General features: G+C 59.9%; 21 protein-coding genes and 1 tRNA gene. 7 read left to right on the forward strand and 15 right to left on the reverse strand.

From position 1 onward, the window contains the following. Position 1 precedes the first annotated feature (1 nt). From typA to ACZ5RT_RS10965, 10 genes are all read right to left on the reverse strand, one after another. Complete coding sequence (typA, locus tag ACZ5RT_RS10920; RefSeq protein ID WP_291928014.1) at positions 2-1,819, reverse strand: translational GTPase TypA; 1,818 nt, start codon at positions 1,817-1,819, stop codon at positions 2-4. A 13-nt stretch (positions 1,820-1,832) separates the two neighbouring features. Next, positions 1,833-2,813, reverse strand: a complete 981-nt coding sequence (gene truB / locus ACZ5RT_RS10925; protein ID WP_464452465.1) for a tRNA pseudouridine(55) synthase TruB — start codon at positions 2,811-2,813, stop codon at positions 1,833-1,835. Positions 2,814-2,815: 2 nt separating this feature from the next. Next, positions 2,816-3,190 carry a 30S ribosome-binding factor RbfA gene (gene rbfA, locus ACZ5RT_RS10930; protein WP_108426425.1) on the reverse strand — a complete coding sequence of 125 codons (375 nt, stop codon included), beginning with the start codon at positions 3,188-3,190 and terminating at the stop codon, positions 2,816-2,818. After that, positions 3,191-6,157 carry a translation initiation factor IF-2 gene (gene infB / locus ACZ5RT_RS10935; protein WP_464452466.1) on the reverse strand — a complete coding sequence of 989 codons (2,967 nt, stop codon included), beginning with the start codon at positions 6,155-6,157 and terminating at the stop codon, positions 3,191-3,193. A 26-nt stretch (positions 6,158-6,183) separates the two neighbouring features. Continuing rightward, the gene (gene nusA, locus ACZ5RT_RS10940) at positions 6,184-7,668 is read right to left on the reverse strand and encodes a transcription termination factor NusA (RefSeq protein ID WP_108426427.1); all 1,485 of its coding nucleotides are present in this window, start codon (positions 7,666-7,668) and stop codon (positions 6,184-6,186) included. A gap of 69 nt (positions 7,669-7,737) precedes the next feature. Continuing rightward, complete coding sequence (gene rimP, locus ACZ5RT_RS10945; protein ID WP_291928002.1) at positions 7,738-8,301, reverse strand: ribosome maturation factor RimP; 564 nt, start codon at positions 8,299-8,301, stop codon at positions 7,738-7,740. A 153-nt stretch (positions 8,302-8,454) separates the two neighbouring features. Next, the gene (locus tag ACZ5RT_RS10950) at positions 8,455-10,056 is read right to left on the reverse strand and encodes an ABC transporter ATP-binding protein (protein WP_464452467.1); all 1,602 of its coding nucleotides are present in this window, start codon (positions 10,054-10,056) and stop codon (positions 8,455-8,457) included. Continuing rightward, positions 10,053-11,108 carry an ABC transporter permease gene (locus ACZ5RT_RS10955; RefSeq protein ID WP_464452468.1) on the reverse strand — a complete coding sequence of 352 codons (1,056 nt, stop codon included), beginning with the start codon at positions 11,106-11,108 and terminating at the stop codon, positions 10,053-10,055. Before ACZ5RT_RS10955 ends, ACZ5RT_RS10950 begins: the two co-directional genes overlap by 4 nt. Then, entirely contained in the window at positions 11,105-12,142 is a 1,038-nt protein-coding gene (locus ACZ5RT_RS10960) for a microcin C ABC transporter permease YejB (RefSeq protein WP_424375130.1), read from the reverse strand. The genes ACZ5RT_RS10955 and ACZ5RT_RS10960 overlap by 4 nt, the downstream gene beginning before the upstream one ends. A gap of 3 nt (positions 12,143-12,145) precedes the next feature. Continuing rightward, positions 12,146-14,020: an extracellular solute-binding protein gene (locus tag ACZ5RT_RS10965; RefSeq protein WP_464452469.1), complete on the reverse strand. Its 1,875-nt coding sequence runs from the start codon at positions 14,018-14,020 to the stop codon at positions 12,146-12,148. A 37-nt stretch (positions 14,021-14,057) separates the two neighbouring features. On the opposite strand from ACZ5RT_RS10965, the gene fabI reads away from it, so the two are divergent. Then, on the forward strand, positions 14,058-14,873 hold the full coding sequence (gene fabI, locus ACZ5RT_RS10970; RefSeq protein ID WP_108426433.1) for an enoyl-ACP reductase FabI: 816 nt from the start codon (positions 14,058-14,060) through the stop codon (positions 14,871-14,873). Positions 14,874-15,348: 475 nt separating this feature from the next. Here fabI and ACZ5RT_RS10975 read toward each other — a convergent pair whose 3' ends face one another. Further along, positions 15,349-17,622: an Orn/Lys/Arg family decarboxylase gene (locus ACZ5RT_RS10975; RefSeq protein WP_464452470.1), complete on the reverse strand. Its 2,274-nt coding sequence runs from the start codon at positions 17,620-17,622 to the stop codon at positions 15,349-15,351. Positions 17,623-17,820: 198 nt separating this feature from the next. On the opposite strand from ACZ5RT_RS10975, the gene ACZ5RT_RS10980 reads away from it, so the two are divergent. Further along, positions 17,821-17,911: transfer RNA gene (locus ACZ5RT_RS10980), tRNA-Ser, on the forward strand. Positions 17,912-18,018: 107 nt separating this feature from the next. Here the strand turns inward: ACZ5RT_RS10980 and ACZ5RT_RS10985 are convergent. From ACZ5RT_RS10985 to ACZ5RT_RS11000, 4 genes are all read right to left on the reverse strand, one after another. Then, entirely contained in the window at positions 18,019-19,185 is a 1,167-nt protein-coding gene (locus ACZ5RT_RS10985; RefSeq protein ID WP_464452471.1) for a branched-chain amino acid ABC transporter substrate-binding protein, read from the reverse strand. 100 nt (positions 19,186-19,285) lie between these two features. Continuing rightward, the gene (locus ACZ5RT_RS10990) at positions 19,286-19,501 is read right to left on the reverse strand and encodes a hypothetical protein (RefSeq protein ID WP_464452472.1); all 216 of its coding nucleotides are present in this window, start codon (positions 19,499-19,501) and stop codon (positions 19,286-19,288) included. A 65-nt stretch (positions 19,502-19,566) separates the two neighbouring features. After that, positions 19,567-20,001 (reverse strand): DNA polymerase III subunit chi, encoded by a 435-nt coding sequence (locus ACZ5RT_RS10995; protein WP_291927862.1) that lies wholly within the window; start codon positions 19,999-20,001, stop codon positions 19,567-19,569. A gap of 10 nt (positions 20,002-20,011) precedes the next feature. Then, positions 20,012-21,499 (reverse strand): leucyl aminopeptidase, encoded by a 1,488-nt coding sequence (locus tag ACZ5RT_RS11000; RefSeq protein ID WP_464452473.1) that lies wholly within the window; start codon positions 21,497-21,499, stop codon positions 20,012-20,014. A 23-nt stretch (positions 21,500-21,522) separates the two neighbouring features. On the opposite strand from ACZ5RT_RS11000, the gene lptF reads away from it, so the two are divergent. The 5 genes from lptF to ACZ5RT_RS11025 are packed head-to-tail and all read left to right on the forward strand — an operon-like array spanning position 21,523 to position 26,298. Next, complete coding sequence (gene lptF / locus ACZ5RT_RS11005; RefSeq protein ID WP_464452474.1) at positions 21,523-22,632, forward strand: LPS export ABC transporter permease LptF; 1,110 nt, start codon at positions 21,523-21,525, stop codon at positions 22,630-22,632. Continuing rightward, positions 22,629-23,735, forward strand: a complete 1,107-nt coding sequence (gene lptG / locus ACZ5RT_RS11010; RefSeq protein WP_464452475.1) for an LPS export ABC transporter permease LptG — start codon at positions 22,629-22,631, stop codon at positions 23,733-23,735. The genes lptF and lptG overlap by 4 nt, the downstream gene beginning before the upstream one ends. Continuing rightward, a complete protein-coding gene (locus tag ACZ5RT_RS11015) occupies positions 23,732-24,124 on the forward strand; it encodes a sirohydrochlorin chelatase (protein ID WP_464452476.1) in 393 nt (130 codons plus the stop codon). The genes lptG and ACZ5RT_RS11015 overlap by 4 nt, the downstream gene beginning before the upstream one ends. Positions 24,125-24,167: 43 nt before the next feature. Then, the gene (locus ACZ5RT_RS11020; RefSeq protein ID WP_291927847.1) at positions 24,168-25,109 is read left to right on the forward strand and encodes a CysB family HTH-type transcriptional regulator; all 942 of its coding nucleotides are present in this window, start codon (positions 24,168-24,170) and stop codon (positions 25,107-25,109) included. A 19-nt stretch (positions 25,110-25,128) separates the two neighbouring features. Then, positions 25,129-26,298, forward strand: a complete 1,170-nt coding sequence (locus ACZ5RT_RS11025; protein ID WP_464452477.1) for a pyridoxal phosphate-dependent aminotransferase — start codon at positions 25,129-25,131, stop codon at positions 26,296-26,298. Positions 26,299-26,359: the final 61 nt, after the last annotated feature.

The following is a 26,359-nucleotide window of genomic DNA, read 5'->3' on the forward strand; positions in this document are numbered from 1 at the left end:
ATCACTTGTTGCGCTTGCGGTCGCTTTCCTTGAGGAAGCGCTTGCGCAGGCGCACGCTCTTGGGCGTGATTTCGACCAGTTCGTCGTCCTCGATGAACTCGACGCCGTACTCCAGGGTCAGGTCGATCGGGGGCGTGATCTTGATCGCATCTTCCTTGCCGGACACGCGGAAGTTGGTCAGCTGCTTGGTGCGTGTGGCGTTGACCACCAAGTCGTTGTCGCGGCTGTGGATACCCACAATCATGCCTTCGTACACCGGATCGTTCGCCTTGACGAACATGCGGCCGCGGTCATCGAGCTTGCCCAGGGCGTAGGTGAAAATTTCACCGTCGTCCATCGAGATCAGCACGCCGTTCTTGCGGCCACCGATTTCACCCTTGTGCGGCTCGTAGCCGTCAAAGATGTTGGAGATCAGGCCGGAACCACGGGTCAGGTTCAGGAATTCGTTGGTGAAACCGATCAGGCCACGGGCCGGGATGCGGTATTCCAGTCGGACACGACCGCGGCCATCGGGCTCCATGTTGACCAGCTCGCCCTTGCGCTCACCCAAAGCCTGCATCACGCCGCCCTGGTGGGTTTCTTCGATGTCGGCGGTGACCAGTTCGATCGGCTCATGGCGCTCGCCATTGATGTCGCGGTACAGCACGCGGGGTTTGGAAACGGCCAGCTCGTAGCCTTCGCGACGCATGTTTTCCAGCAGGATGGTCAGGTGCAATTCACCACGACCGGCCACTTCAAAGATGCCGTCTTCGTCGGTTTCCTTCACGCGCAGGGCCACGTTGTGCTGCAACTCTTTTTGCAGGCGGTCCCAGATCTGGCGGCTGGTGACGTACTTGCCTTCACGACCGGCCAATGGCGAGGTGTTCACGCAGAAGTTCATGGTCAGCGTGGGCTCGTCCACTTTGAGCATGGGCAGCGGTGTGGGCTTGAGGGGATCGGTGACGGTCACGCCGATGTTCAGGTCGGCAATGCCGTTGATCAACACGATGTCGCCAGGGCCGGCTTCGGTCACCTGCACACGGTCCAGACCCTGGAAGGTCAACACCTGGTTGACACGACCCTTGACGGTCGAGCCGTCCGGACCTTCCATGACCAGCACATCCATGCCGGGCTTGACTTTGCCCTGGCTGATGCGACCCACGCCGATGCGGCCCACAAAGGTGGAAAAGTCGAGCGCAGAAATTTGCAGCTGCAAAGGGGCTTCTGGATCACCGCTGTTCGGCGGCACGTGCTTGAGCACGGTGTTGAACAGGGCTGACATGTCAGGACCCCACTGCTCGCCGGGGGCACCTTCTTCGAGCGATGTCCAGCCGTTGATACCGGAGGCATACACCACGGGGAAATCCAGCTGCTCGTCGTTGGCACCGAGCTTGTCGAACAGGTCAAAAGCGGCGTTCACGACTTTGTCGGGGTTGGCGCCGGGCTTGTCGACCTTGTTCACCACCACGATGGGCTTGAGGCCCAAGGCCAAGGCCTTTTTGGTCACAAAGCGGGTCTGGGGCATGGGGCCTTCTTGCGCATCGATCAACAAGACCACGCCATCGACCATGGACAGAGCACGCTCCACTTCACCACCGAAGTCCGCGTGGCCGGGGGTGTCGACGATGTTGATGTGGGTGCCTTCCCAGCTCACGGCACAGTTTTTGGCCAGGATGGTGATGCCGCGCTCGCGTTCGATGGCGTTGTTGTCCATGACGGTGTCGACCACTTTTTCGTGTTCGGCGAAAGTGCCCGACTGACGCAGCAATTGGTCGACCATGGTGGTTTTACCGTGGTCAACGTGCGCGATGATGGCGATGTTGCGAATTTGCTTGCTCATGCTTTCTCTTCCTTTAAACCTGCTCGGCCAGCAAAGGCACGTTGACAGGTGATTTTTCCAAAATCTGTTGAATTTCGATCGGGCTCAACAATCGACCCGGAATCAATTCGCCGCCATGCACATGTGCTGTTCCCAGCAAGGCACGAGGATGCTCTCCATACACCACGACTTGATCACAATCATTCCAAGAGCCGCGTCGGCGCACCCCACTCAAAAATCTTCCGGCGTTCTCGCTGTCCAGACTCACCTCGGTGTAGCCCGGCAGCAGCACATCCACAGGCCGCAAAGCCGCCAGCCGCTGGTTGTCGTCCATGCGCTCGAGCGCCGACAGCGTCACGCACTGGGCTTCCTCAAAAGGCCCGGTGACCACACGGCGCAAAGCGCTCAAATGGCCACCACATCCCAAAGCTTCGGCGATGTCTTCGCCCAGCGTGCGGATGTAGGTGCCTTTGCTGCAATGCACACGCAAACGCAAAAATGGCGCATCGCCCTGCAGCTGCATGTCCAGCAACTCCAGGTCATGGATCACCACGTGGCGCGCTTCGCGCTCCACGGTTTCGCCCTCGCGGGCATATTCGTACAAAGCCTTGCCGTCCTTTTTCAAGGCGCTGTGCATGGGCGGCACCTGGCTGATCGGCCCCATGAAACGGTCCAGCACCTCGACCACTTGGCCCGGGGTACAGCGCACCTCGCGCGTCTCAATCACTTCACCTTCGGCATCGGCCGTGCTGGTTTTGACACCCAGCCGCACCGTGGTCTCGTAGGTCTTGTCGGCATCCAGATGCTGCTGACTGAACTTGGTGGCCGCGCCAAAACACAAAGGCAGAACGCCCGTGGCCAAAGGGTCGAGCGTGCCGGTGTGCCCGGCTTTCTCGGCCCGCAGCAACCACTTGGCTTTTTGCAAAGCCTGGTTGCTGGAAAGACCCAGCGGTTTGTCGAGCAACAGCACCCCGTGCACAGGGCGCCGCTGCACCCGTGTGCGTGGCGCGTTCATGCTCAGTCCTCCTGGGCGCGAGACGACACGGCCTTGGCGATCAGCGCATTCATGTCGGAGGCACGCTCGGTGGTGCGGTCAAACAGGAAGTGCAGAGTCGGCACGGTGTGGATGTGCAAACGCTTGAACAAACCATTGCGCAGGAAGCCCGCTGCCGCATTCAGGCCTTCGGTGGCTTCTTCGGGGTTGCCCGTCAAAACACTGAAGTAAACCTTGGCGTGCGCGTAATCGGGCGTGACCTCGATGGCGTTGAGCGTGACCATGCCCACACGCGGGTCTTTCAACTCGCGTGCAATCAACTCGGCCAGATCACGCTGGATCTGGTCGGCCACGCGGAAACCGCGGTTGGGCACAGAGGACTGCTTTTTACGCGCCATTTACAGCGTTCTCGCGATTTCCTTGACGTCGAAGAATTCGAGCTGATCGCCTTCTTTGATGTCGTTGTAGTTCTTGAGCTTGATACCGCACTCGAAGCCTTCCTTGACTTCGCGCACATCGTCCTTGAGGCGCTTGAGCGAGTCGAGTTCACCGGTATAGATGACCACGTTGTCGCGCAGCAGGCGGAATTTGGCATTGCGGGTGACTTGACCCGACGTGACCATACAACCTGCCACCGTGCCGATCTTGGACGCCACGAACACGGTGCGGATTTCGGCCATGCCCATGATTTCTTCGCGCTGCTCGGGTGCCAACATGCCAGACATCGCAGCCTTGAGTTCGTCCACAGCGTCATAAATGATGTTGTAGTAATGAACGTCAACGCCATTGCCTTCGGCCAGTTTGCGGGCGCCAGCATCGGCGCGCACGTTGAAACCGATCACGATGGCCTTGGAAGCGATGGCCAGGTTGATGTCCGACTCGCTGATGCCACCCACGCCGGCATACACCAGCTGGACTTTGACCTCTTCGGTCGACAGCTTGAGCAAGGAAGCACCCAGGGCTTCTTGCGAACCCTGCACATCGGCCTTGATGATGATCGGCAGCATCTTGACTTCGCCCGCCGACATGTCGGTGAACATGTTTTCGAGCTTGGCAGCTTGTTGCTTGGCCAGCTTGGTGTTGCGGAATTTGCCCGCACGGTACGTGGCAATTTCACGGGCACGGCGCTCGTCGCCCATGACCATGAATTCGTCACCGGCTTGTGGCACTTCGGTCAGACCCTGAATCTCCACGGGGATTGAAGGACCTGCCGATTTGATCGGCTGGCCGTTTTCGTCGAGCATGGCACGCACACGGCCAAAGGTCTGGCCTGCCAGCACCACATCGCCGGTGTTCAAAGTACCCGACTGCACCAGGATGGTGGCCACAGGACCGCGACCCTTGTCCAGACGCGCTTCGATGACCAGACCCTTGGCGGCGGCTTGCACCGGGGCCTTGAGTTCCAGCACTTCGGCCTGCAAGAGCACTTGCTCCAGCAGCTCGTCAATGCCCATGCCGGTCTTGGCCGACACGGAAACGAAGGGTGAATCGCCACCAAACTCTTCGGGCACGACTTCTTCGGCAATCAGTTCGCTGCGCACGCGTTCGATGTTGGCGTCGGGTTTGTCCATCTTGTTGATGGCCACCACGATCGGCACACCCGCGGCCTTGGCGTGCTTGATGGCTTCCTTGGTCTGGGGCATGACGCCATCGTCACCCGCCACCACCAGGATGACGATGTCGGTGGCTTGTGCACCGCGTGCACGCATGGCCGTGAAGGCCTCGTGACCGGGGGTGTCCAGGAAGGAAATCATGCCGCGAGGCGTTTCAACGTGGTAGGCGCCAATGTGCTGCGTGATGCCACCGGCTTCGCCAGAGGCCACTTTGGCCCGGCGGATGTAGTCCAGCAGCGAGGTCTTGCCGTGGTCGACGTGACCCATGACAGTGACCACGGGTGCACGCGGCAGAGATTCAGCGTGTTGGTCGGACACTTCGTCGTCGGTGAAGGCTTCGGGATCATCCAAAGCGGCTACAACCGCCTTGTGCCCCATTTCTTCCACCACGATCATGGCGGTGTCCTGGTCCAAGGGCTGGTTCATCGTGGCCATCTGGCCAAGCTTCATCAGGTGCTTGATGACCTCGGAAGCCTTGATCGCCATCTTGTGGGCCAACTCGGCCACGGTGATGGTCTCGGGCACGTGCACTTCCAGCACGCGCACTTCGGCCGGGGCCTGCTGTGTTTGGGTCTCGTCACGGTCACGGTCGTTGCCACGGCGACCACGTGGCCCAGCACGCCAGTTGTTGCGACCCACGCCACCACTGGTATCACCACGGGTGGGGATGGCTTTTTTCTTGGCTGGATCACCTGCCCAGCTGGAGGACAGCTTGGCCGATTTGACTTCCTTGTTGCCACCGGGACCAGAAGGCGCTGCGGCTTGTCCAGCGGCTGCGCGCGCGCCTGGCGCAGGGGTGCCTGCGGGTTTGTGCAAGGTGCCCTTGACTGGCGCCTTGGCTTCCACCTTGGGCTCTTCTTTCTTGGCGACCAACACCTTTTTAGGGGCGTTCATCATAGAGCGGATGGCCTCGGCTTCGGCCAGCGCCTTGCGGCGACGCGCATCCAGATCCAGGGCACGGGCTGTTTCTTCGTCGGCTTTGGCCTTCGAATCTGCAGCCGCTTTTTGAGCCGCAGCTTCACGGGCGGCCTGTTCGGCCTTGGCTTTGGCAGCAGCCGCCTCAGCCAGCTCGGCAGCCTTGGCTGCAGCCTGGCTTTCGGCAGAAACCACAGGCGCGGATTTGGCCTGCGATGCGGCGTTGATGCTGGCCGCTTCGGCACGAGCGAGTTGCTCGCGGTCTTCGCGGCTCAATGCGGGCTTGGCAGCCTCAGCCTGACCGGCAGCCTGGGCTGCCGCATCGGCCAGCGCCTGGGCATCGGCACGGGCCTTGGCTTCTTGAGCAGCCAACTCCGAACGCTCTTGCGCTTCCTGCGCTTCGCGAACACGGCGCTTCTCGGCGAGTTCCTGCTCCTGGCGGCTGATCAACTCGGCCTGGCGGCGGGCTTCTTCTTCACGACGCGCCAGCTCCGCATGGTCGACGGCGGGCTCTTCAGCTGGCGCAACAGGCTCGTCGTCGCGCTTGATCAGGGTGCGCTTCTTGCGCACTTCCACCTGGATCGTGCGGGCTCTGCCCGAAGCATCGGCTTGCTTGATCTCGCTGGTGGACTTTTTGACCAGCGTGATTTTTTTGCGGTCACCGGTCACGGTGCCGTGACTGGCTTGCAGATAGCTCAGCAGCTTTTGCTTGTCGGTGTCATTCAGCGTGTCGCTGTCGGAGGTTTTGGCAACGCCCGCGGATCGCAATTGATCCAGCAGGACATCGGCAGGTTTTTTGAGCTCATTGGCGAACTCGGCAACAGTGGTACTGGACATAATTTTGTTCAAGCCTCCATCAGACTTCAGGCCTGGCCAGCGAACCAATGTTCGCGGGCTTTCATGATCAGGGCGGTCGCCTCTTCAGCTGTCTGAGCAGTGATGTCAGTCAGTTCGTCGGTGGCCAGGTCAGCCAGATCGTCACGGGTGTGGATGCCCGCTTCAACCAGCTTGGAAATCAGCTCAGGCGTCAAGCCTGGCAGATCGCGCAGGTCTTGGGAGACGTCTTCAACGCTCTCTTCGCGTGCGATTTCGAGGGTCAGCAAAGCGTCTTTGGCGCGTGTGCGCAGCTCGTTGATCGTGTCTTCGTCGAAGCTTTCGATTTCCTGCATTTCCTGGATGGGCACATACGCCACTTCTTCCAGGCTGGTGAAACCCTCGCTGATCAGGATGTCGGCGATCTCCTGGTCGACATCGAGCTTTTCCATGAACAGCTGGCGAATGCCGGTGGTTTCTTCAGCTTGCTTCTGGGCAGATTCGGCCGCGTCCATGATGTTGATCTTCCAGCCAGTGAGGTCAGAAGCCAGGCGCACGTTCTGGCCACCACGGCCAATCGCGATCGCGAGGTTTTCTTCGTCCACCACCACGTCCATGGCGTGTTTTTCTTCGTCCACCACAATGGACTGCACGTTGGCGGGGGCCAGAGCGCCGATCACGAACTGGGCCGGGTCTTCGCTCCACAACACGATGTCGACACGCTCACCCGCCAGCTCGTTGGTCACGGCGTTGACACGGGTGCCACGCACACCGACGCAAGTGCCGATCGGGTCCACGCGCTTGTCGTGTGAGAGCACGGCGATCTTGGCGCGGGAGCCAGGGTCACGGGCGCAGGTTTTGATCTCCAGCAGGCCTTGCTCGATCTCGGGCACTTCCTGACGGAACAGCTCGATCATGAACTCGGGGGCCGAGCGCGACAGCAAGATGGGTGCGCCGCGCAAGGTCAAATCGACTTCCATGATCATGGCGCGCACACGGTCACCGCTGCGCAAATTTTCCTTGGGGATCATTTCGCTGCGGCGCAGGCGGCCTTCGATGCGGCCGGCTTCACAGATGATGTCGCCCTTGTCCATTCGCTTGACGGTGCCCACAAAAATCTTCTCGCCACGCGACATGAAGTCGTTGAGCAGCATTTCGCGCTCGGCGTCACGGATTTTTTGCAAGATGACCTGCTTGGCTGCCATGGCGCCAATGCGGCCAATGGGCAAAGACTCGATCGGCTCTTCGATGTACTCGTCGACCTCGATGTCCGGAATTTGTTCTTTGGCCTCGAACAGCAAAATTTCCTGCTCGGGCAACTGCAAACCGGCTTCATCGGGCACCACATGCCAGCGGCGGAAAGTTTCGTAGTTGCCGCTGTCACGGTCCACCGCCACGCGGATGTCCACCTCGCCGGCATACAGCTTTTTGGTGGCTTGGGCCAAAGCGGCTTCCACGGCACCAAACACCACGTCGCGCTCAACGTTCTTTTCACGTGAGATGGCTTCGACCAACATCAACATTTCGCGATTCATGAATGACTCTCCTGTTCCACTGGGTCTGCGGTTCAGACCCGATAAAAATGCTCAAAACCCGACACCCGGTCAGGCTTCCACCTTTGGCTTGCGCCCTTTGAAATCCACCACGGGGGCCAAACGGGCCTCGCGCAACTCGTCCAATGTGAACCCCAATGCATGCAAGGGTGCAGGGGCTCGTTTCTTACTGACTTTTTGACCCGGCTTGACGGCGGGCGCATCGCTCCAGACGATTTGCCAGCCTTGACCGGTGGCGTCACGCTCGAGCGTGCCGCGAAATTTTTTACGCGTCGGGTTGACCATGCCACCAGCGTTCTCACCCATGGGGGCTTTGAGGGTGATGTCGATCAACTCCCCCACGAAGCGCTCAAAGTCCTGCGCATTGCGCAAGGGACGGTCGATACCGGGGGAAGACACCTCCAGCCGGTTGTAGGCCACGCCGTCGACTTCGAGGGCGAACTGCAACTGCCGATTGACTTTTTCGCAGTCTTCCACGTTGATGAACAGCTCAGAGCCTGGCTGCCAGGGCCAGTCGATGGTGATGCGCAACAAACCGCCCGCTGTGCGGTCAATCTCAACCAGGTCATAGCCCAGGCCGGTCACGGTTTCTTGAACAATTTGCTGCAATGCCACAGAGCTTCAGAATGTCAACGTTAAAAAGAGAGACCCAAAAAAAACGGGCGGTGAAAACCCGCCCGTTTGGTCGTGAAGCCAGTATTCTAGCCGAAAAACGCGCTAAGTGCGTGATTTTTAAGGAAAACGAAGCCCCAACAGCCGCAGGCTGGCTCACGCATCGGGAAAGGCCGCCAGCAAAGTGCGGGTGTAGTCGTGCCCAGGCGAGTGCAGCACTTGCTCGGCAGGCCCTGCCTCCACAATCTGTCCGTCTTGCAACACCATCACCTGGTGGGCCATGGCCCGCAACACGTCAATGTCGTGGGTAATCAATAAATACGCCATATTCCGGTTTTTCTGCAGCGCCTGAAGTAACTTCAGGATTTGCTTTTGCACGGTGACGTCCAGTGCACTGGTCGGTTCGTCCAGAACCAGCAACTGAGGCGCCACCACCAGCGCACGGGCCAGGGCAATGCGCTGCCTCTGTCCGCCTGAAAAGGCATGGGGGTAACGGTTGAGCAAGTCCGGGAACTCGGCCGTGGTCAAACCGACTTCGGCCAAAGTGGCCAGCACCCGCGCTTGCATGTCGGGCCCGGACAACTGCGGCTGGTGCAACCGCAAACCTTCCGAGACGATTTCGCCCACCGTCATGCGGGGCGACAAGCTGCCATAGGGGTCCTGAAAAACGACCTGCACCTTCTGGCGCAAGGCTTTGTCGCGACCGGGAACACCTTGCCAGGTTTGTCCACCGAAGGACAGTTCGCCGCCAAAGGGGATCAAGCCCAACACGGCCTGCGCCAGACTGGATTTGCCAGAACCCGACTCCCCCATCACGCCCAGCGTGGTGCCTGGCGTGATGCTGAAGTCGGCCCCATGCACGGCTGTGAAGTGGTGTTGGCGGAACCAGCCGAGAAAACCGGGCACGTTCATCGGGTAACGCACTTGCAGGCCCTTGGCCTGCACCAAGGGTGCCCCGGCTGGGCAGATTGTCGCCAAGCCATCCCGGGTGGGCCGACTGTCCAGCAGCTTTTGGGTATAGGGATGCTGGGGGCGTGAGAACACATCGGCCAAAGCGCCCTGCTCCACCAGATGGCCTTTTTCCATCACCGCCACCCGGTCGGCAAAGTGACGCACCAAAGCCAAATCGTGGGTGATCAGCAAAACGGCCATGCCGGTTTTTTGCTGCAGATCGGCCAGCAGCTGCAACATCTGCAGGCGCAAGCTGGCGTCCAGCGCAGTGGTCGGCTCGTCGGCCAGCAGCAGCTTGGGCTCGGACGCCAGCGCCATGGCCATCATGGCGCGTTGGCGTTGGCCGCCCGACAACTGGTGCGGATAAGCCGCAAACCGGCGCTCGGGGTCATCGATCCCGGTTTCGGAGAGCAAATGCACGGCCCGTGCATCGGCGTCGCGCCGGGACAACAGCTTTTTGAGTTGCAGCACTTCCGAGATCTGAGCACCCACCGTCATCAGGGGGTTCAGCGCTGTCATCGGCTCCTGAAAGATCATGGCGATCTCGTCGCCACGGATGCGCTGCATCTCAGCTGGCGTTTGCCCCAGCAAGTCCTGGCCTTGCCACAGCACCTGACCCGACAGCTCGGCCGAATCCAGCAAGCGCAGCACCGACAGCGCGGTGACCGATTTGCCCGAACCCGACTCGCCCACCAAGGCCACGCGCTCACCCGCCTGAAGGCTCAGGTTCACGCCGTGTACCACGGCCTGCCCGCCAAAGGCAATGCGCAGGTCTTTGAGTTCCAGCAAAGCTTGCGGCGCGTTCATGCTTGAGCCTTTCGCGGGTCCAGCGCATCACGCAAGGCGTCGCCCATGAAGGTCAGCAGCAACAAGGTCACCACCAAGACCACGAAGGTGGACATCGATATCCACCAAGCGTCGATGTTGTTTTTGCCCTGGGCCAACAACTCGCCCAGGGACGGTGTGCCCGGCGGCACGCCCAGGCCCAGAAAGTCCAGCGAGGTCAGGGCCAAAATGGCCCCACTCATGCGAAACGGCAGGAAAGTCACCACCGGGGTCATGCTGTTGGGCAACACATGCCGCCACATGATTTGCCAATGCCCCAGCCCCAAGGCCCGCGCCGAATTGACGTAGTCCAGCTGGCGGTTGCGCAAAAACTCGGCCCGCACATAGTCGGACAGACCCATCCAGCCAAACAGGCCCAGCAGCAAAAGCAACAAGCCCACGCTCGGCTCGAACACGGCCGAGAAAATGATCAGCAAATAAAGCTCGGGCATGGCGCTCCAGATTTCGATGAAGCGCTGAAACACCAGGTCGGTCTTGCCCACAAAAAAGCCTTGCACGGCGCCGGTCAGCACGCCGAGGAACACGCCAAACAAGGTCAGGGCCAGCGCAAACAGCACCGACACCCGAAAGCCATACAGCAAACGCGCCAGCACATCGCGCCCCCGGTCGTCGGTGCCCAACCAATTGCGGGCGGTCGGCGGTGCCGGGTTCGGCAAGGGGGCAAAGTAGTCGAGCGTGCTGTGGTGGTAAGGGTTAGGGGCCTGCAGCGCCCAGTTGCTGCCCTTGTTTAGTTGTTGCTGAATGAAGGGATCCAAGTAGTCAGCTGGTGTTTCGAAATCACCGCCAAAAACTTTTTCGGGCAAGGTCTGCACCACCGGGAAGTACCACTGCCCCTCAAAGCGCACGACCAGCGGCTTGTCGTTGGACAGCAACTCGGCCCCCAGGCTCATCACGAACAGGGTCACGAAAATGATCAGGCTGCCGAAACCCAAACGGTTGCGCCGGAAACGCTGCCAGGCCCGGGCCGAGGGAGACGTTTGGTGCGGCAAAGCGGTGGTGGTGGCAGCGGTCATTTGTCAAACTTCACGCGAGGGTCCACCCAGAGGTAGCACAGGTCACTGATCAGCTTAGTGACCAGCCCGATCAGGGTGAACAAATACAAGGTGCCCAGCACCACCGGGTAATCGCGCCGGATCACGGCCTCATAGCTCAGCAAGCCCAGGCCATCGAGCGAGAAGAGGGTTTCGATCAGCAGCGAGCCCGTAAAAAATGCCCCGATGAAGGCCGCAGGAAAACCCGTGACCAGCGGGATCAGCGCGTTGCGCATGACATGGCGGTACAGCACCCGGTTTTCGCTCAGGCCTTTGGCACGAGCCGTCAGCACATACTGTTTGCGGATCTCTTCCAGAAACGCGTTCTTGGTCAGCATGGTGATGACGGCAAACGAGCCCAGCACACTGGCCGTGACCGGCAAGGCGATGTGCCACAGATAGTCGACCACCTTGGCCCCCCAGCTCAGCTGCTCCCAGTTGGACGAGGTCAGGCCGCGCAGCGGGAACCACTGCAGCTGCCCGCCAAAGATCACCAGCAAAGCCACGCCCAGCACAAAACCCGGAATGGCATAACCCACCAGCACCAGCAAACTGGTGAGCGTGTCAAAACGCGTGCCCGCGCGCACTGCCTTGGCGATCCCCAAAGGCACCGAGACCAAGTAGCTCAGGAAAAAGGTCCACAAGCCCAGGCTGATGGACACGGGCAGTTTTTCCTTGATCAGGCTCCAGACGTCTTTGGGGTAGAAAAAACTCTTGCCCAGATCGAACCGTGCAAACTGCTGGAGCATCATCCAAAAACGCTCGGTGGGTGGCTTGTCAAAACCGTAGAGCGTTTTGATTTCGGCAATGCGGGCGGCATCCACACCCTGTCTGCCCCGGTAACCGCTGCCTGATGCCGCAGCGCCCTCCCCGCCCGTGTCCCGGCCTTGCAACTGGGCCACCATTTGCTCGACCGGACCACCGGGCACAAACTGAATCACCACAAAGGTCATCAACAACACCCCGAACAAGGTCGGGACCATCAAGAGCAAGCGTTTGACAATGTAGGCCAGCATGGCTCAGCGCCCCTTTCCCGGTGCGTTGGACGCTGCAGCGGCTTGGGGTGACCACCACACGGTGGTCACCAGCGCTTCAGGCTGGTAGTAGCGCGGCAACTGGGCGGGACGCTCAAAGGCCGACGCCCGCCAGGACACCCGGTGCACCGCGCCGTACCAATGCGGCACCACGTAATGGCCGTGGCGCAGCACCCGGTCCAGGGCACGCAAGCTGGTCACCAGCTGCGGCCGGGTGGTGGCACTCACCACCTTGTCCAGCAAGGCATCCACCGCCGGGTCTTTCAGACCCAGCACATTGCCCGAGCCCTCCATGTCGGCCGATCGGCTGCCATAGCGCTCCAGCAACTCGGTGCCGGGCGCTTCGCTGCCAACGGTGCGGTTGCTGATGATGTCAAAGTCGAACACGTCCATGCGTTTTTGCAGCAAGGCAAAGTCGATCACCTTGTACCGGACCTGGATGCCCAGTTTTTCCAGGTTTTTGGCAAAGGGCGTGACGACGCGCCCCATCGAGCCCGAGCTGTCGAGAAATTCGATGCTGAAGGCTTGCCCATTGGCATTGCGCAAAGCGCCATCGCGGTAGCTCCATCCGGCGGCTTGCAGCAGATCACGCGCCTGGCGCAAGTGGTCGCGCAGCGTATGGCCCGAGGCGGGATCCAGCGCGGTCTGGGGCGGTTGTGGCACATCCTGCTCGAACACAGCGGCAGGCAGCTGAGACCGCAAAGGCCCGAGCAAAGCCAACTCGTCAGGACCAGGTCGGCCCTTGGCCTCGAAATCGCTGGCCACAAAATAACCGCGCACCCGGCTGTAGGCGTTGTAGAAGAGTTGCCGGTTTAGCCACTCAAAATCCATGGCCAGCGCAATGGCCTGGCGCACCCGCACATCCTTGAACTGGTCGCGCCGGAGGTTGAACAAAAAGCCCTGAAAGTCGCCCGCGTTGCCGTGCGGCAACTCGGCCTTGATCAGCTCGCCACGCTCGAAGGCCCGGCCCGTGAAGGCCCTGGCCCACTCGCGGGCGATGAAAGACTGCATGTAATCGAACTCACCCGCCTTGAAGGCTTCGAGCTGAGCGGTGCTGTCCTTGTAGATCTTGTAGGTGATGCGGTCAAAATTGAACAAGCCTTTGCGCACGTTCAGGTCTTTGGCCCAATAAGCCGGGTCGCGCTCGTAGGTGATGTCCTTGCCAAACTGCACTCGGCCCATGCGGTAAGGCCCCGAGGCGATGGGCATGTCCATGACCATCTGATCGAATGGCTTGTAGTTTTTACCCTCCAGCCCCCATTTGTGGCTGAACACCGGCAAGCTGCCCACAATCAAAGGCAGCTCGCTGTTGGGCCGCACAAAATCAAAACGGATGCTGCGCTCACCCAAGACCGTGGCGCCTTTGACCTCGCCAAAAAAAGTGCGGTACTGGGGCGCGGCCTGTTTGCTGGTCAGACGTTCAAACGAATGGCGCACATCGGCGGCCAGTACCGGGTCACCATTGTGGAAGCGGGCTTGCGGGTGGATCTGGAAGACCACCGACATCCGGTCACTGGACACCGCCACGTCTGACGCCAGCAGGCCGTAAGCCGTGGTCGGCTCGTCCATGTTGCCCACCAGCAAAGTGTCGAACATCATGGCCAGCATGGCCGGGGGCGCACTGCCCTTGAGCGTGAACGGGTTGTATTTGTCAAAGTTGGACTGGCGGGTGGGCGGCACCAGCACAATCTCGCCGCCTTTGGGCGCGGCCGGGTTCACATAAGAGAAATGGGCAAAGCCAGCCGGATAGCGGATGTCGCCAAACTGTGCGTAAGCGTGGGCAGCCCAGGCGGAGCCCGACATGCAGAGCCAGAGCGCCAAGCAGCAGTGTGTCCAGAAAAAGGCCATGGGTCTTCGCATGCGACAATTCTGCACACATTTTTCAGGAGTTGAAGACATGACTACAAAAACAGGATTTCTGTCGGGCAAAAAGCTGCTGATCACAGGCGTGCTGTCCAACCGCTCGATCGCTTATGGCATCGCCAAGGCCTGCCACGCGCAAGGCGCCGAGCTGGCTTTCAGCTACGTGGGTGAGCGCTTCAAGGACCGCATCACCGAATTCGCCGCCGATTTTGACTCCAAGCTGATTTTTGATTGCGACGTGGGCAGCGACGAGCAGATTGAAAAGCTGTTCACAGATCTGTCGGCCACCTGGCCCAAGTTTGACGGTTTTGTACACGCGATCGGCTACGCGCCACGCGAAGCGATTGCCGGCGATTTTCTGGACGGTTTGTCGCGCGAGGGCTTCAAGATCGCTCACGACATCAGCGCCTACAGCTTCCCGGCCATGGCCAAAGCGGCCTTGCCTTACCTGAACGACAAGGCGTCGGTGCTGACCCTGACGTATCTGGGCGCGATCCGCACAGTGCCCAACTACAACACCATGGGCCTGGCCAAGGCGAGTCTGGAGGCTTCGGTACGTTACTTGGCCGAGTCGCTGGGCAGCCAGAACCGGGGTCTGCGGGCCAACGGCATTTCGGCCGGCCCCATCAAGACGCTGGCGGCCAGCGGCATCAAGGGTTTTGGCAAGATTTTGTCGGTGGTGGCCGAAGCCTCACCGATTCGCCGCAATGTGACCATTGAGGACGTGGGCAATGTGGCCGCGTTCATGCTGAGCGACTTGGCCGCGGGCGTCACAGCCGAGATCACGTATGTGGATGGTGGTTTCAGCCAGGTGGTGGGAGGCATTGCGGAGCCAGCGGCTGCGGCTTGATGCATTCTCCATGCCTCTGAAGCCTGCGAAGACGGGCTTCAGCTTTTGCAAAGACCGCCTGAGGCGAGGCGGGCGCTGCCCGGGCTCATAACTCGCTTCGCTCGCCAAATCGCCCGGTTCAGCGCCCGCCTCACCTCAGGCTGAGTGGGGACTGTTCTGGGTCTAGGAATATCCCCTGTCATACCCGCGCACGCGGGTATCCAACACAGCCGAAGGCATAGGTCCTCGATCGCAGACATCGGTGGACACAACAAATGTCAACGACATGGGCATCCAATATGTCTCAAAAACCAACCGTACCCTGAGATTGAAAAAGCGGCGAAAGCCGCTTTTTCGATTTTCCCCGCAGGTGAGTTGGGGCCCTGTGCGGGGGCGATGTGGCAAAGCGAAGCGCCTCTAAGCCCCCGCACAGGGCCCCAACTCACCTGCCCTCCCCTTGAAACCGAAATCCCAAGGGCTATAACTTCGAAAAATTTCAGGCCTTCACGCAATCCGCAAAGTAGCGCTTCTTGCCATCGTCGTCCTTGATCTCCACCAGACCATGGATGTCGGTTTCGAAACCAGGGCACTTCTCGTTGAACTCACGGGCGAACTTGAGGTAATCCACGATCTTCTTGTTGAAAACTTCGCCAGGAATCAAGAGCGGGATGCCCGGTGGGTAAGGCGTGACCAGGCCCACGGTGATGCGGCCTTCCAGGTGGTCAATCTCCACCCGCTCGGTCTTGCGCTGGGCAATGTGAGCGTAGGCGTCTGATGGGCGCATGGCCGGGGCCAGGTCGGACAAATACATGTCGGTGGTCAGGCGGGCGATGTCGTACTTGGCATACATCTCGTGCACATGCTGGCACAGGTCACGCAGGCCCATGCGCTCGTAGCGCGGGTGCTTCTGGCAGAACTCCGGCATGATTTTCCACATGGGCTGGTTCTTGGCGTACTCATCCTTGAACTGCTGCAAGGCCGTGAGCAAGGTGTTCCAGCGGCCCTTGGTGATGCCGATGGTGAACATGATGAAGAAGCTATAGAGGCCTGTTTTCTCCACCACCACGCCGTGCTCGGTCAGGAACTTGCTGACGATGGACGCCGGAATACCGGTCTTGTCGAACTTGCCATCCAGATTCAGGCCCGGTGTCACGATGGTCGACTTGATGGGGTCGAGCATGTTGAAGCCGTCGGCCAGCTGCTGACCGAAACCGTGCCATTTGCTGGCTTTTTTGCGCGGGTCGTTGCGCAAGATCCAGTCATCGGCGCGGCCAATGCCCTCGTCGGCAAACTTTTCCGGGCCCCAGACCTTGAACCACCAGTCCTGGCCATAGTCTTCGTCCACCTTGCGCATGGCGCGGCGGAAATCCAGGGCCTCGGCAATGCTCTCTTCCACCAAGGCGGTGCCGCCCGGCGGCTCCATCATGGCCGCAGCCACATCGCAGCTGGCGATGATGCTGTACTGCGGGCTGGTCGAGGTGTGCATCAGGTACGCCTCGTTGAACAAGGGACGGTCCAGCTTGGTGTTTTGCGCGTCCTGCACCAGCACATGGCTGGCCTGGCTGATACCGGCGAGCAGCTTGTGGATGGACTGCGTGGCGTAAACCATGGACTCTTTGGGGCGAGCGCGCTTTTTGCCCATCGCGTGATAAGGGCCATAAAACGGGTGGAAAGCCGCGTGCGGCAGCCAGGCCTCGTCAAAGTGCAGGTTGTCCACGTAACCGTCTAGCATGGTCTTGATGGTTTCGGTGTTGTACAACACGCCGTCGTAGGTGGACTGGGTCAGCGTCATCACCCGAGGCTTGACCTTTTTCGGGTCGACGCCTTTGAGCAAGGGGTTGGCCTTGATCTTGGTCATGATGGCCGCAGGCTCGAACTCGCTTTTGGGGATGGGGCCGATGATGCCGAAGTGGTTGCGCGTGGGCTTCATGAACACGGGCACCGCGCCGGTCATGATGATCGCGTGCAAGATGGACTTGTGGCAGTTGCGGTCCACCACCACCACGTCGCCCGGGGCCACGGTGTGGTGCCAGACGATCTTGTTGGAGGTGCTGGTGCCGTTGGTCACGAAGAAGCAATGGTCGGCATTGAAGATGCGCGCGGCATTGCGCTCGCTCTCGCCAATGGCGCCGTTGTGGTCCAGCAGCTGACCCAACTCTTCCACCGCGTTGCACACGTCAGCGCGCAGCATGTTCTCACCATAAAACTGGTGGTACATCTGACCCACAGGGCTCTTCAAGAAGGCCACGCCACCCGAGTGACCCGGGCAGTGCCACGAATACGAGCCGTCTTCGGCGTAATCGAGCAGCGCCTTGAAAAACGGCGGCTGCACGCCCTCCAGGTAGCTCTTGGCCTCGCGGATGATGTGGCGCGCCACAAACTCGGGCGTGTCCTCGAACATGTGGATGAAGCCGTGCAACTCGCGCAGGATGTCGTTGGGCAAATGGCGCGAGGTCTTGGTCTCGCCATAGATGTAAATCGGTACATCGGCGTTCTTGCGGCGCACCTCGTCAATGAAGGCCCGCAAGTTGATGACGGCCGGGTCCAGATCGGGCCCGGGTGAAAACTCTTCGTCGTCGATCGACAAAATGAAGGCGCTGGCGCGGCTTTGTTGCTGCGCAAATTGCGACAAATCGCCGTAACTGGTCACACCCAACACTTCAAAGCCCTCTGCAACGATGGCGTCAGCCAAAGCGCGGATACCCAGGCCCGATGTGTTTTCGGAACGGTAGTCTTCGTCGATGATGACGATGGGGAAACGAAATTTCATGGGCTGGTCGGGCTGTGCGCCGAGGAAAGGTCAAAGGAATTTGAAACAGTGGCGAAGTTTAAGGACAAAAAGGCCCTGCAGAACGACGCAGATCACAAATTGGCAAAAAACCAGCCGCACAGCGATCTGCCAAGTCCACACAAGAATTGCCGCAGGCATCCAAAAACCCGTTTTTCCACTGCTACAATCTCAGGCTTCGGAGCGGTGGATGAGTGGTTTAAGTCGCACGCCTGGAAAGCGTGTGTGGGTTAATAGCCCACCGCGGGTTCGAATCCCGCCTGCTCCGCCAAAACAAAAAAGCCTGCACAGTGTGCAGGCTTTTTTTCATATATGGGTTTCAAGTGCAGCGCTCTGCCGTCCTTGAAACCTGGCCCTCCGGTCAGGAGGGCCAACAGATCAGCGAACCACAGCGATTTGCGAACGCTCGCCACCTTTGTAGGTGTACAAGGTCAAGGCACCATTCTTGATGTCGCCTTTTTCGTCAAACGCGATGTTGCCCGTCACGCCTTTGTAGTTGATGGCTTTCAGCGCTGGCAAGTACTTGGCTGGATCGGCAGAACCGGCCGTCACCATGGCTGTGGCCATGACTTTCACAGCGTCATACACGTAGGGTGCGTAGACCTGCACATCGGCGTTGAACTTGGCTTTGAAGTCTGCACGGAACTTGTCCATGCCGGCTTTTTGCTCGCCTTCAACACCGCCAGCTTCGGCGCAGAACACCGACTCGTCCTTCATGGCGTCGCCAGCCAACTTGGCCAGCTCGGAAGTGCAGATGCCGTCACCGCCAAGGAACTTGGCGTTGATGCCCAGAGACTTCATCTGGCGCAGCATGGGGCCGGCCACAGCGTCCATGCCACCGAAGAAGACGACGTCGGGCTTCTTGGCCTTCAATGTGGTCAAGATGGCGTTAAAGTCAGAAGCTTTGTCGGTGGTGAACTCGTGACCCACGATGGTGCCGCCAGCAGCGGCAGCGCCCTTCTTGAATTCTTCAGCCACGCCTTGGCCGTAAGCGGTACGGTCATCGATGACAGCGATGTTTTTGCCTTTGAGGGTTTCCACAGCGTATTTGCCGAGGGTGCCACCCAAATGCACGTCGTCAGCCACCACGCGGAACGCGCCAGCGTAACCTTGACGGGTGTACTTGGGGTTGGTGGCCGAAGGAGAAATCTGGGGAATGCCAGCGCTGTTGTAGATCTGCGAGGCTGGAATGGTTGTGCCGGAGTTCAGGTGACCGATCACACCATTGACTTTGGCGTCCACCAGTTTCTGGGCAGCAGCGGTGCCTTGCTTGGGATCAGCGGCATCGTCTTCGGCCAGCAATTCAAATTTGACGGGCTTGTCACCGATTTTCAGGCCAGCCGCATTCAGCTCTTCAATGGCCATGCGGCCACCGTTTTCGTTGTCTTTACCCAAGTGGGCGATGGCACCGCTGACGGGACCCACGTGACCAATTTTGATCACTTGCACGTCAGAAGCGGCTTCTTTTTTACCGCAAGCTGCCAAAACCACTGCAGCAACAGCCACAGACACCATGGTCAAAGTACGCGTACCAGAAAATTTCATGGAAACTCCGAAGAATAAATTGCTTCAATCAAGCAAGCCGCAAAGATACTGCAAAACAGACCCTTTGGGGCCTAGGGAAAACCAAAATTCTCGCAAACAGTCAGGGGGTATCTACACCGACGACACCCTCGCCAAGGCCTGCACGCGCACGCCAGGCCTGTTGCAGGCTTTTGTGCACCAATTCGGCAGCCAAACGCTCGATTTCAGGGCGCAAAGCATGCAGCAACTCGTCCGACAAGTCCATGAATGCCGCTTTTTCTTGGGCACGGGCGTCCAGCGCAGCCCGCAAAGCCTCGGGAATGTCGGATTCAGGCATCGCCGCGCTCAAAACAGGCAAGACCGTATCCGGCACGCCGGATGTGGACCCTGAGCGGGGAAAACTCATGATGCAGACGCCTTGGATAAATCGTGCTGCACCAGGGCATAGCCTTGCGCGGTGTAGTGCCGCCAGCGCTGCCTGGCCGTCATGCGGCCGTGGTCGTCGGTGGCCACGATCTCGATCAGACGTTTGAACGACTCAAACCCGACGGGGACCTCATCGCCCAGGTTCACCAGCACATCCAGCCCGGAAAGCTGCAAGGGATCAGGGTTCAGCCGGATCGGGGATGCGGCCTGAATCTGCGGGGCATCGGCCGCGGTGCTGTGCGGCAGAAAGTCAACCTCCGAAAAGGCCCACAAGGCGGCATCCAGCTGGCGCAAGCTGGCCTCGGAGCCAACCACACCCACCCGCAAAGAACGGCCATGGGCCTTGCGCAGCAGCCGACAAGCGTATTGCAGCCGCTCCGTGGTGTTGAAATGGAACTCGATTTGGGTCATCGCCCACCCGTCAGCGACGGCGGCTGGACGCGGCCTTGGCTGCGGCTGGACCCGCCTGGGCCAACAAATAGGCCAGCAGCAAGCCCACAGGCCTGCCTGTCGCGCCCTTGGCGGCACCACTGCGCCAGGCCGTACCGGCGATGTCCAGGTGCGCCCACGGGTAACGCGACGCGAACCGCTGCAAGAACTTGGCCGCTGTGACCGAGCCCGCCTGACGCCCAGCCACGTTGGCCACATCGGCGTAGCGTGACTTCAGGCCTTCGGCATAGTCTTCGTCCAATGGCATCCGCCAGCAGGCGTCGCCGGAAGCATCTCCCGCCAACTGCAGGGCTTGCGCCAAAGCATCGTCGCTGGAGAACAGCCCGGACCGAACCCCGCCCAGTGCAATGACGCAAGCGCCCGTCAACGTGGCAATGTCAATCACCGCCCGGGGCTTGAAGCGCTCGGCATACGTCAAGGCATCGCACAGCACCAGCCGCCCCTCGGCATCGGTATTCAGAATCTCAATGGTCTGCCCGCTCATGCTAGTGACCACATCGCCCGGCTTGACCGCCTGGCCGTCAGGCATGTTCTCGGTGGCCGGAATCAAACCGACCACGTTGATGGCCGGCTTGAGCTCACCCAAAGCCTTGAAAACGCCCAGGACACTGGCCGCACCGCTCATGTCGTACTTCATTTCGTCCATTTCGGCGGCGGGCTTGATGGAAATGCCCCCAGTGTCAAACGTGATGCCCTTGCCCACCAGCACCACCGGGGCCTGAGCAGCAGGCGCGCCGCTGTAGCGCATGACGATGAAGCGCAAGGGTTCTGCGGCCCCTCGCGCCACGGCTAAAAAGGCCCCCATGCCCAGTTTGGACACTTCTTTGGGGCCCATCACCTCGCATTTGAAGGCGGGCCCTTTGGCGATCGCCTTGGCCGCATTGGCCAGCAAGCTTGGCGTGGCATGGTTGGCCGGCCGATTGGCCCATTCTTTGGCCACCTCGATGCCGGCCACCAAGGCCTGCGTGTGGGCCAAGGCATCACGCAGCTCGGCATTCACCGTCTCGGCACTGAAAACCACCTGTTTGAGCGTTCTGGGTTTGGGTTTGCTCAGGGTGCTGGTGTAGCTGTAACTGGCATCGGCCAGCGCGCAGGCCGCCACCTGCAGGGTTTTGCCAGAAATCTCGGTCGTAGCGTGCAGCCCCAGGCGTTTGATTTTGGCGGACTTGAGTGCACCCCAGGCTGCATTCACGGCGCTGCGAACCTGGGCAGCACTGCCTTCGCCGATGCACACAACCACCACATGACGGGCTTGGATGCCCGGATGCGCGTAGAAAGTCAGCATTGCACCAGGCTTGTGCTCGAAGTCGCCATGCGCAGCGGCAGCTCGCACCACCACCGAAATCGGGCCTTTGTCGGAGCCCTCGACACCGCCCTGTGAAGGCCACAAGACCACCAGGGCATCCAGATCATCACGAATCACGCTGGACAGGGCACGTTTTTGGATTTCGAAGTTCATAATTCAGTTTTTCCTTCGCACCGATGTTATTCCATTCCTCTTTACGCAAAGACCTGGCCCGCAATTTCGGGGCCACGTTGGTGGTTTTGGTCACCATTGTGATCACCATCATCCTGATCCGGACGCTGGGCCAAGCCAGCCGAGGCAGCGTCAACCCGTCCGAGGTCCTGCTGGTCATGGGTTTCAGCGTGCTGAGCCAACTCACCACCATCATCACCCTGAGCCTGTTCATCGCGGTGGTGGCCACCCTCTCGCGCATGTACGGCGACAGCGAAATGGTGATCTGGTTTTCAAGCGGACAGGGGTTGGGGCAGTTTGTGCACCCGCTGTTCCGGTTTGCCTGGCCCGTTTTGCTCATCGTGACTTTGCTGGCCCTGTTCGCCTGGCCCTGGAGCAACCAGCAAATCCAGGACCTCAAGCAGCGTTTTGAAAAACGCAACGACATCGAGCGCGTGGCGCCCGGCCAGTTCCAGGAATCGTCGGGTGGGCAGCGGGTCTTCTTCATTGACAAAGACACGCCCGACAACCGTTTTGGCCGCCATGTCTTCATCTCCAGCGTAGAAGGTCCCAAAGAAAGCGTGACCACGGCACAACAGGGCCGCATCGAATTGACGGGTCATGAGCGCTTTTTGATTCTGGACAATGGCCAACAATGGCTGACCAACCGGGAGACGGGTGAAACCCGGCTGACCCAGTTTGAGCACTACGAACTGCTGATCGACGACGACGTGAATCTCCCCTCTTCCGCCATGAACAGCCGCTACACCAGCACATGGGATTTGCTGAAACAACCCAGCCGTGAAAACTGGGGCGAGCTCTCATGGCGTCTGGGCCTGGGTCTGGCGGGCATCAATTTACTGTTGATCGCCTTGGCCGTCTCCGCCGTCAACCCCAGGGCGGGCCGCAGTTACCACCTGGGTCTGGCCTTGTTCGTCTTCATCGCTTACTACAACATGCTCAACGTGGGTCAAAGCTGGATCAGCACAGGGCGCTTTGACTTTCTGCCCTTCATGGTGGTCTTGCATGGCGGTGTCTTTTTGATGGCCATGCTGTGGCTCTCGGTTCGGCATTACAACTGGTCCTGGCGCTTTCTTTGGCCCACACGGGCCCCTCAAAACAAAGGCGCGGCATGAAAACCGTTCGCAGCTTGCTGCATGGCGAAATCATCCGGGCTGTCAGCTTTGTGCTGGTGGGTTTTTTGGCGCTGTTCCTGTTCTTTGATCTGGTCGACGAGCTGCAGAACCTGAGCCGTCTGGCCAGCCAGGGCTACCAACTGCACCACGCCTTGTTGTATGTGGCCCTGAAAACGCCTTCTCATATTTATGAACTGCTGCCCATCTCGGTGCTGATCGGCTGTATTTTTGTGATGGCGCGGCTGGCTCAAAGCTCGGAGTTCACCATTTTGCGCACGGGCGGTCTGGCCCCTTTGAAAGCCCTCTCCACCTTGCTGCAGCTGGGCCTGGTTTTTGTGACCATGACCTTCTTGATGGGCGATTACGCTGCGCCTTGGGCCGATCGTCAGGGCGTGCTGATCAAGGCCCGGTTTCAGGGCAACCTCACGGTGGGACAGACCGGCGCCTGGCTCAAGGAGCGACAAGGGCAACGGCACTTTGCGGTCAATGTGCGCAGTTTCGACGGCATCCGCCAGATGCAAAACATCCGCATTCACGAGTTCAACGAAGCGGGCCAGCTGCTCGCGATCACCAGCGCGCCACAAGCCGAGATCGGTGAAGGCGTTTGGCTGCTGCAGCAGGCCGAAGAAAAGTCCATCCAGACCCCGGGTGCCGGCCAAACCCTGCAATACCGGTCGGTCCAGCACCTCAGTCTGCCCTGGCCTACCGGCATCAGCGCGGACATGGTGGCCGCAGCCGTGCTCAGCCCGGACCGCATGCGGACCTGGGAGCTGTTCAATTACATGCGCCACCTGGCCAGCAACAACCAGAATGCGCAGCGCTACGAAATCGAGTTCTGGCGCAAGGTGTTCTACCCCTTGAGCTGCCTGGTCATGTTGGTCATGGCTTTGCCCTTCGCCTACCTGCACTTTCGTTCAGGCCAGATTGCCGGCTATGTGTTTGGTGGCGTGCTAGCGGGCATCAGTTTTTCATTGCTCAACAACCTGTTCAGCTTTGCGGGCAACTTGCAAAACTGGCAACCCTGGCTGACGGCGGCGGCCCCGGCCCTGATCTACAGCGCAATTTCCCTGCTCGGCTTTTGGTGGATGGTGTTACGGCGATGACAAATGACTTGACATCTCAAACGGGCGTGATTTTGTTTGCCCATGGTTCGCGCGACCCGCTTTGGCGCTTGCCCATCGATGCCGTGGCTGAGGACATGACCCGTCGCTGGCCGCACATGTCGGTGGCCTGCGCTTTTCTGGAGCTGACCACACCCGATTTGGCCACCACCGTCGAGGCCTTGATGATGCAAGGCAAAACCCATTTGCGCATCGTGCCCATGTTTCTCGGGGTGGGTCGACATGCCCGGGAAGACTTGCCGCAGCTGGTGTCCGAGCTGACCGAGGCCTACCCCCAGGTGCAGTTTGAATTGCTGCCTTCCATCGGAGAACACCCCGCGATGACCCGGCTCATGGCCGACATTGCCGCCAACGCAGCCAGCACGCCATAGACCCTTAAAGCATAATGATGCAAGTCAATATGATATTTACCGTATGAACCTGCACCAATTTCGCTTTGTCCAAGAAGCGGCACGCCGCAACCTCAACCTGACGGAAACGGCCAAAGCCCTGCACACCTCCCAACCCGGTGTGTCCAAAGCCATCATCGAGCTGGAAGAAGAGCTGGGCATCGAAATCTTTGCCCGCCATGGCAAGCGGCTCAAGCGGATCACCGAGCCCGGCCAGCACGTGTTGCAAAGCATTGAGGTCATCCTGCGTGAAGTCGGCAACCTGCGCAAAATCGGTGACCAATACAGCGCCCAGGACAATGGCACGCTCTCCATTGCCACCACGCACACCCAGGCCCGTTATGTGCTGCCGCTGCCTGTGGCCAAGCTGCGCGAAAAATACCCCAAGGTCAACATCAGCCTGCACCAAGGCGCTCCGGACCAAGTGGCCCAGATGCTGCTGCAGGATGTGGCCGAAATCGGCATCGCCACCGAGTCCCTGTCCGCTTACGAAGAGCTGGTGACCCTGCCCTGCTATGAGTGGCAGCACGTCCTGGTCTTGCCGCTCGACCACCCCTTGGCCAGCAAAGCGCATTTGTCCCTGGAGGACCTTGCCAACGAGCCCATCATCACCTACCACCCCTCATTCACCGGGCGCGGCCGCATCGATCAAGCCTTTGCTGCCAGAAAGTTGCACCCCCGCATCGCACTCGAAGCCATTGACTCGGACGTCATCAAGACCTACGTGCGTCTGGGCTTGGGCATTGGCATCGTGGCCGAAATGGCCGTCAAGGACGACCCTGTGAAAGACCTGGCGGTTCGTCCGCTGGGTCAGTTGCTGGGCATGAATGTGGCCCGTGTGGCCTTCAAGCGGGGTGCTTACCTGCGCCACTTTGTCTACCACTTCGCCGAATTGCTGAGCGATCGCCTGACGGCACCCCTCATCACCAAGGCCATGAACGGCCACGTCAACGATTACGAACTTTGAGCCCTGTACTTTGAACGCCATGAACGCACGCACCCCCAACCTCACCTCCAAAGCGCCCCACATGGGCACCACCATTTTCACGGTCATGTCGGCACTGGCCACAGAAAAAAATGCGGTCAACCTGGGCCAAGGCTTTCCGGATTTCCCGTGTGATCCGCGACTGCTCGATCTGGTGAACGACGCCATGCGCGAAGGCCTGAACCAGTATCCCCCCATGACCGGCGTTGCACCGCTGCGTGAGGTGGTGTCGCGCAAAATTGAAGCCCTGTATGGCCGCCATTACGACCCGATCAGCGAAATCACCGTCACGGCCGGGGCCACCCAGGCCATCCTCACCATTGTGCTCGCCATCGTTCACCCCGGCGACGAGGTCATCGTGCTGGAGCCCTGCTACGACAGCTATGTCCCCAACATCGAACTGGCGGGCGGCGTGGTGGTGCGTGTGCCCCTCACCCCTGGCACCTTCCGCCCTGACTTTGACAAAATCCGCGCCGCCATCAGCCCCAAGACCCGCGCCATCCTGATCAACTCACCGCACAACCCCAGCGGCATGATCTGGTCACGGCAAGACATGTTGACGCTGCAAGAGATCCTGGCCCCGACCAACATCGTGCTCATCAGCGACGAGGTCTATGAGCACATGGTCTACGCGCCCAACCAGCACTGGAGCGCTGCGCATTTTGATGGCCTGGCGGCACGCGCCTTCATCGTGTCCAGCTTTGGCAAGACCTTCCACGTCACCGGCTGGAAAATCGGCACCGTGGCGGCGCCTGCGGCCTACACCGCCGAATTCCGCAAGGTGCACCAGTTCAACGTGTTCACCGTGAACACGCCGATGCAGCATGCCCTCGCCCGTTTCATGGCCGATCCTGCCCCCTATCTGGAACTGCCCGCGTTTTACCAACGCAAGCGCGACATGTTCCGCCAAGGCCTGGCACAAACCCATTTCAAACTGTTGCCCGGCGAAGGCACTTATTTCCAGTGCGTGGACATTTCCGGCTTGAAAGTGCCCGAGAAAAACCTGAGCGAAGCCGACTTTTGCAAATGGCTGACCACCGACATCGGCGTGGCCGCCATCCCGCTCTCCGCCTTTTATGGCAACAGCTTTGACCAGAAAGTCATCCGGTTTTGCTTTGCCAAGAAGGATGAGACGCTGCTGCAGGCGCTGGAAAAACTCAAGGGGCTTTGACGCCCTCACGCCAGTCGCGATCCCCGGCCGCGAACGATCTGACCTGCCCGCAGCGCAAAAG

Source organism: Limnohabitans sp. TEGF003 (assembly GCF_055395455.1).

What these genes read in the sequence shown, in the direction of transcription:
- typA (WP_291928014.1), bottom strand. Translation starts at nt 1,819, where the DNA reads ATGAGCAAGCAAATTCGCAACATCGCCATCATCGCGCACGTTGACCAC.
- truB (WP_464452465.1), bottom strand. Translation starts at nt 2,813, where the DNA reads ATGAACGCGCCACGCACACGGGTGCAGCGGCGCCCTGTGCACGGGGTG.
- rbfA (WP_108426425.1), bottom strand. Translation starts at nt 3,190, where the DNA reads ATGGCGCGTAAAAAGCAGTCCTCTGTGCCCAACCGCGGTTTCCGCGTG.
- infB (WP_464452466.1), bottom strand. Translation starts at nt 6,157, where the DNA reads ATGTCCAGTACCACTGTTGCCGAGTTCGCCAATGAGCTCAAAAAACCT.
- nusA (WP_108426427.1), bottom strand. Translation starts at nt 7,668, where the DNA reads ATGAATCGCGAAATGTTGATGTTGGTCGAAGCCATCTCACGTGAAAAG.
- ACZ5RT_RS10950 (WP_464452467.1), bottom strand. Translation starts at nt 10,056, where the DNA reads ATGAACGCGCCGCAAGCTTTGCTGGAACTCAAAGACCTGCGCATTGCC.
- ACZ5RT_RS10955 (WP_464452468.1), bottom strand. Translation starts at nt 11,108, where the DNA reads ATGACCGCTGCCACCACCACCGCTTTGCCGCACCAAACGTCTCCCTCG.
- ACZ5RT_RS10960 (WP_424375130.1), bottom strand. Translation starts at nt 12,142, where the DNA reads ATGCTGGCCTACATTGTCAAACGCTTGCTCTTGATGGTCCCGACCTTG.
- ACZ5RT_RS10965 (WP_464452469.1), bottom strand. Translation starts at nt 14,020, where the DNA reads ATGCGAAGACCCATGGCCTTTTTCTGGACACACTGCTGCTTGGCGCTC.
- fabI (WP_108426433.1), top strand. Translation starts at nt 14,058, where the DNA reads ATGACTACAAAAACAGGATTTCTGTCGGGCAAAAAGCTGCTGATCACA.
- ACZ5RT_RS10975 (WP_464452470.1), bottom strand. Translation starts at nt 17,622, where the DNA reads ATGAAATTTCGTTTCCCCATCGTCATCATCGACGAAGACTACCGTTCC.
- ACZ5RT_RS10985 (WP_464452471.1), bottom strand. Translation starts at nt 19,185, where the DNA reads ATGAAATTTTCTGGTACGCGTACTTTGACCATGGTGTCTGTGGCTGTT.
- ACZ5RT_RS10990 (WP_464452472.1), bottom strand. Translation starts at nt 19,501, where the DNA reads ATGCCTGAATCCGACATTCCCGAGGCTTTGCGGGCTGCGCTGGACGCC.
- ACZ5RT_RS10995 (WP_291927862.1), bottom strand. Translation starts at nt 20,001, where the DNA reads ATGACCCAAATCGAGTTCCATTTCAACACCACGGAGCGGCTGCAATAC.
- ACZ5RT_RS11000 (WP_464452473.1), bottom strand. Translation starts at nt 21,499, where the DNA reads ATGAACTTCGAAATCCAAAAACGTGCCCTGTCCAGCGTGATTCGTGAT.
- lptF (WP_464452474.1), top strand. Translation starts at nt 21,523, where the DNA reads ATGTTATTCCATTCCTCTTTACGCAAAGACCTGGCCCGCAATTTCGGG.
- lptG (WP_464452475.1), top strand. Translation starts at nt 22,629, where the DNA reads ATGAAAACCGTTCGCAGCTTGCTGCATGGCGAAATCATCCGGGCTGTC.
- ACZ5RT_RS11015 (WP_464452476.1), top strand. Translation starts at nt 23,732, where the DNA reads ATGACAAATGACTTGACATCTCAAACGGGCGTGATTTTGTTTGCCCAT.
- ACZ5RT_RS11020 (WP_291927847.1), top strand. Translation starts at nt 24,168, where the DNA reads ATGAACCTGCACCAATTTCGCTTTGTCCAAGAAGCGGCACGCCGCAAC.
- ACZ5RT_RS11025 (WP_464452477.1), top strand. Translation starts at nt 25,129, where the DNA reads ATGAACGCACGCACCCCCAACCTCACCTCCAAAGCGCCCCACATGGGC.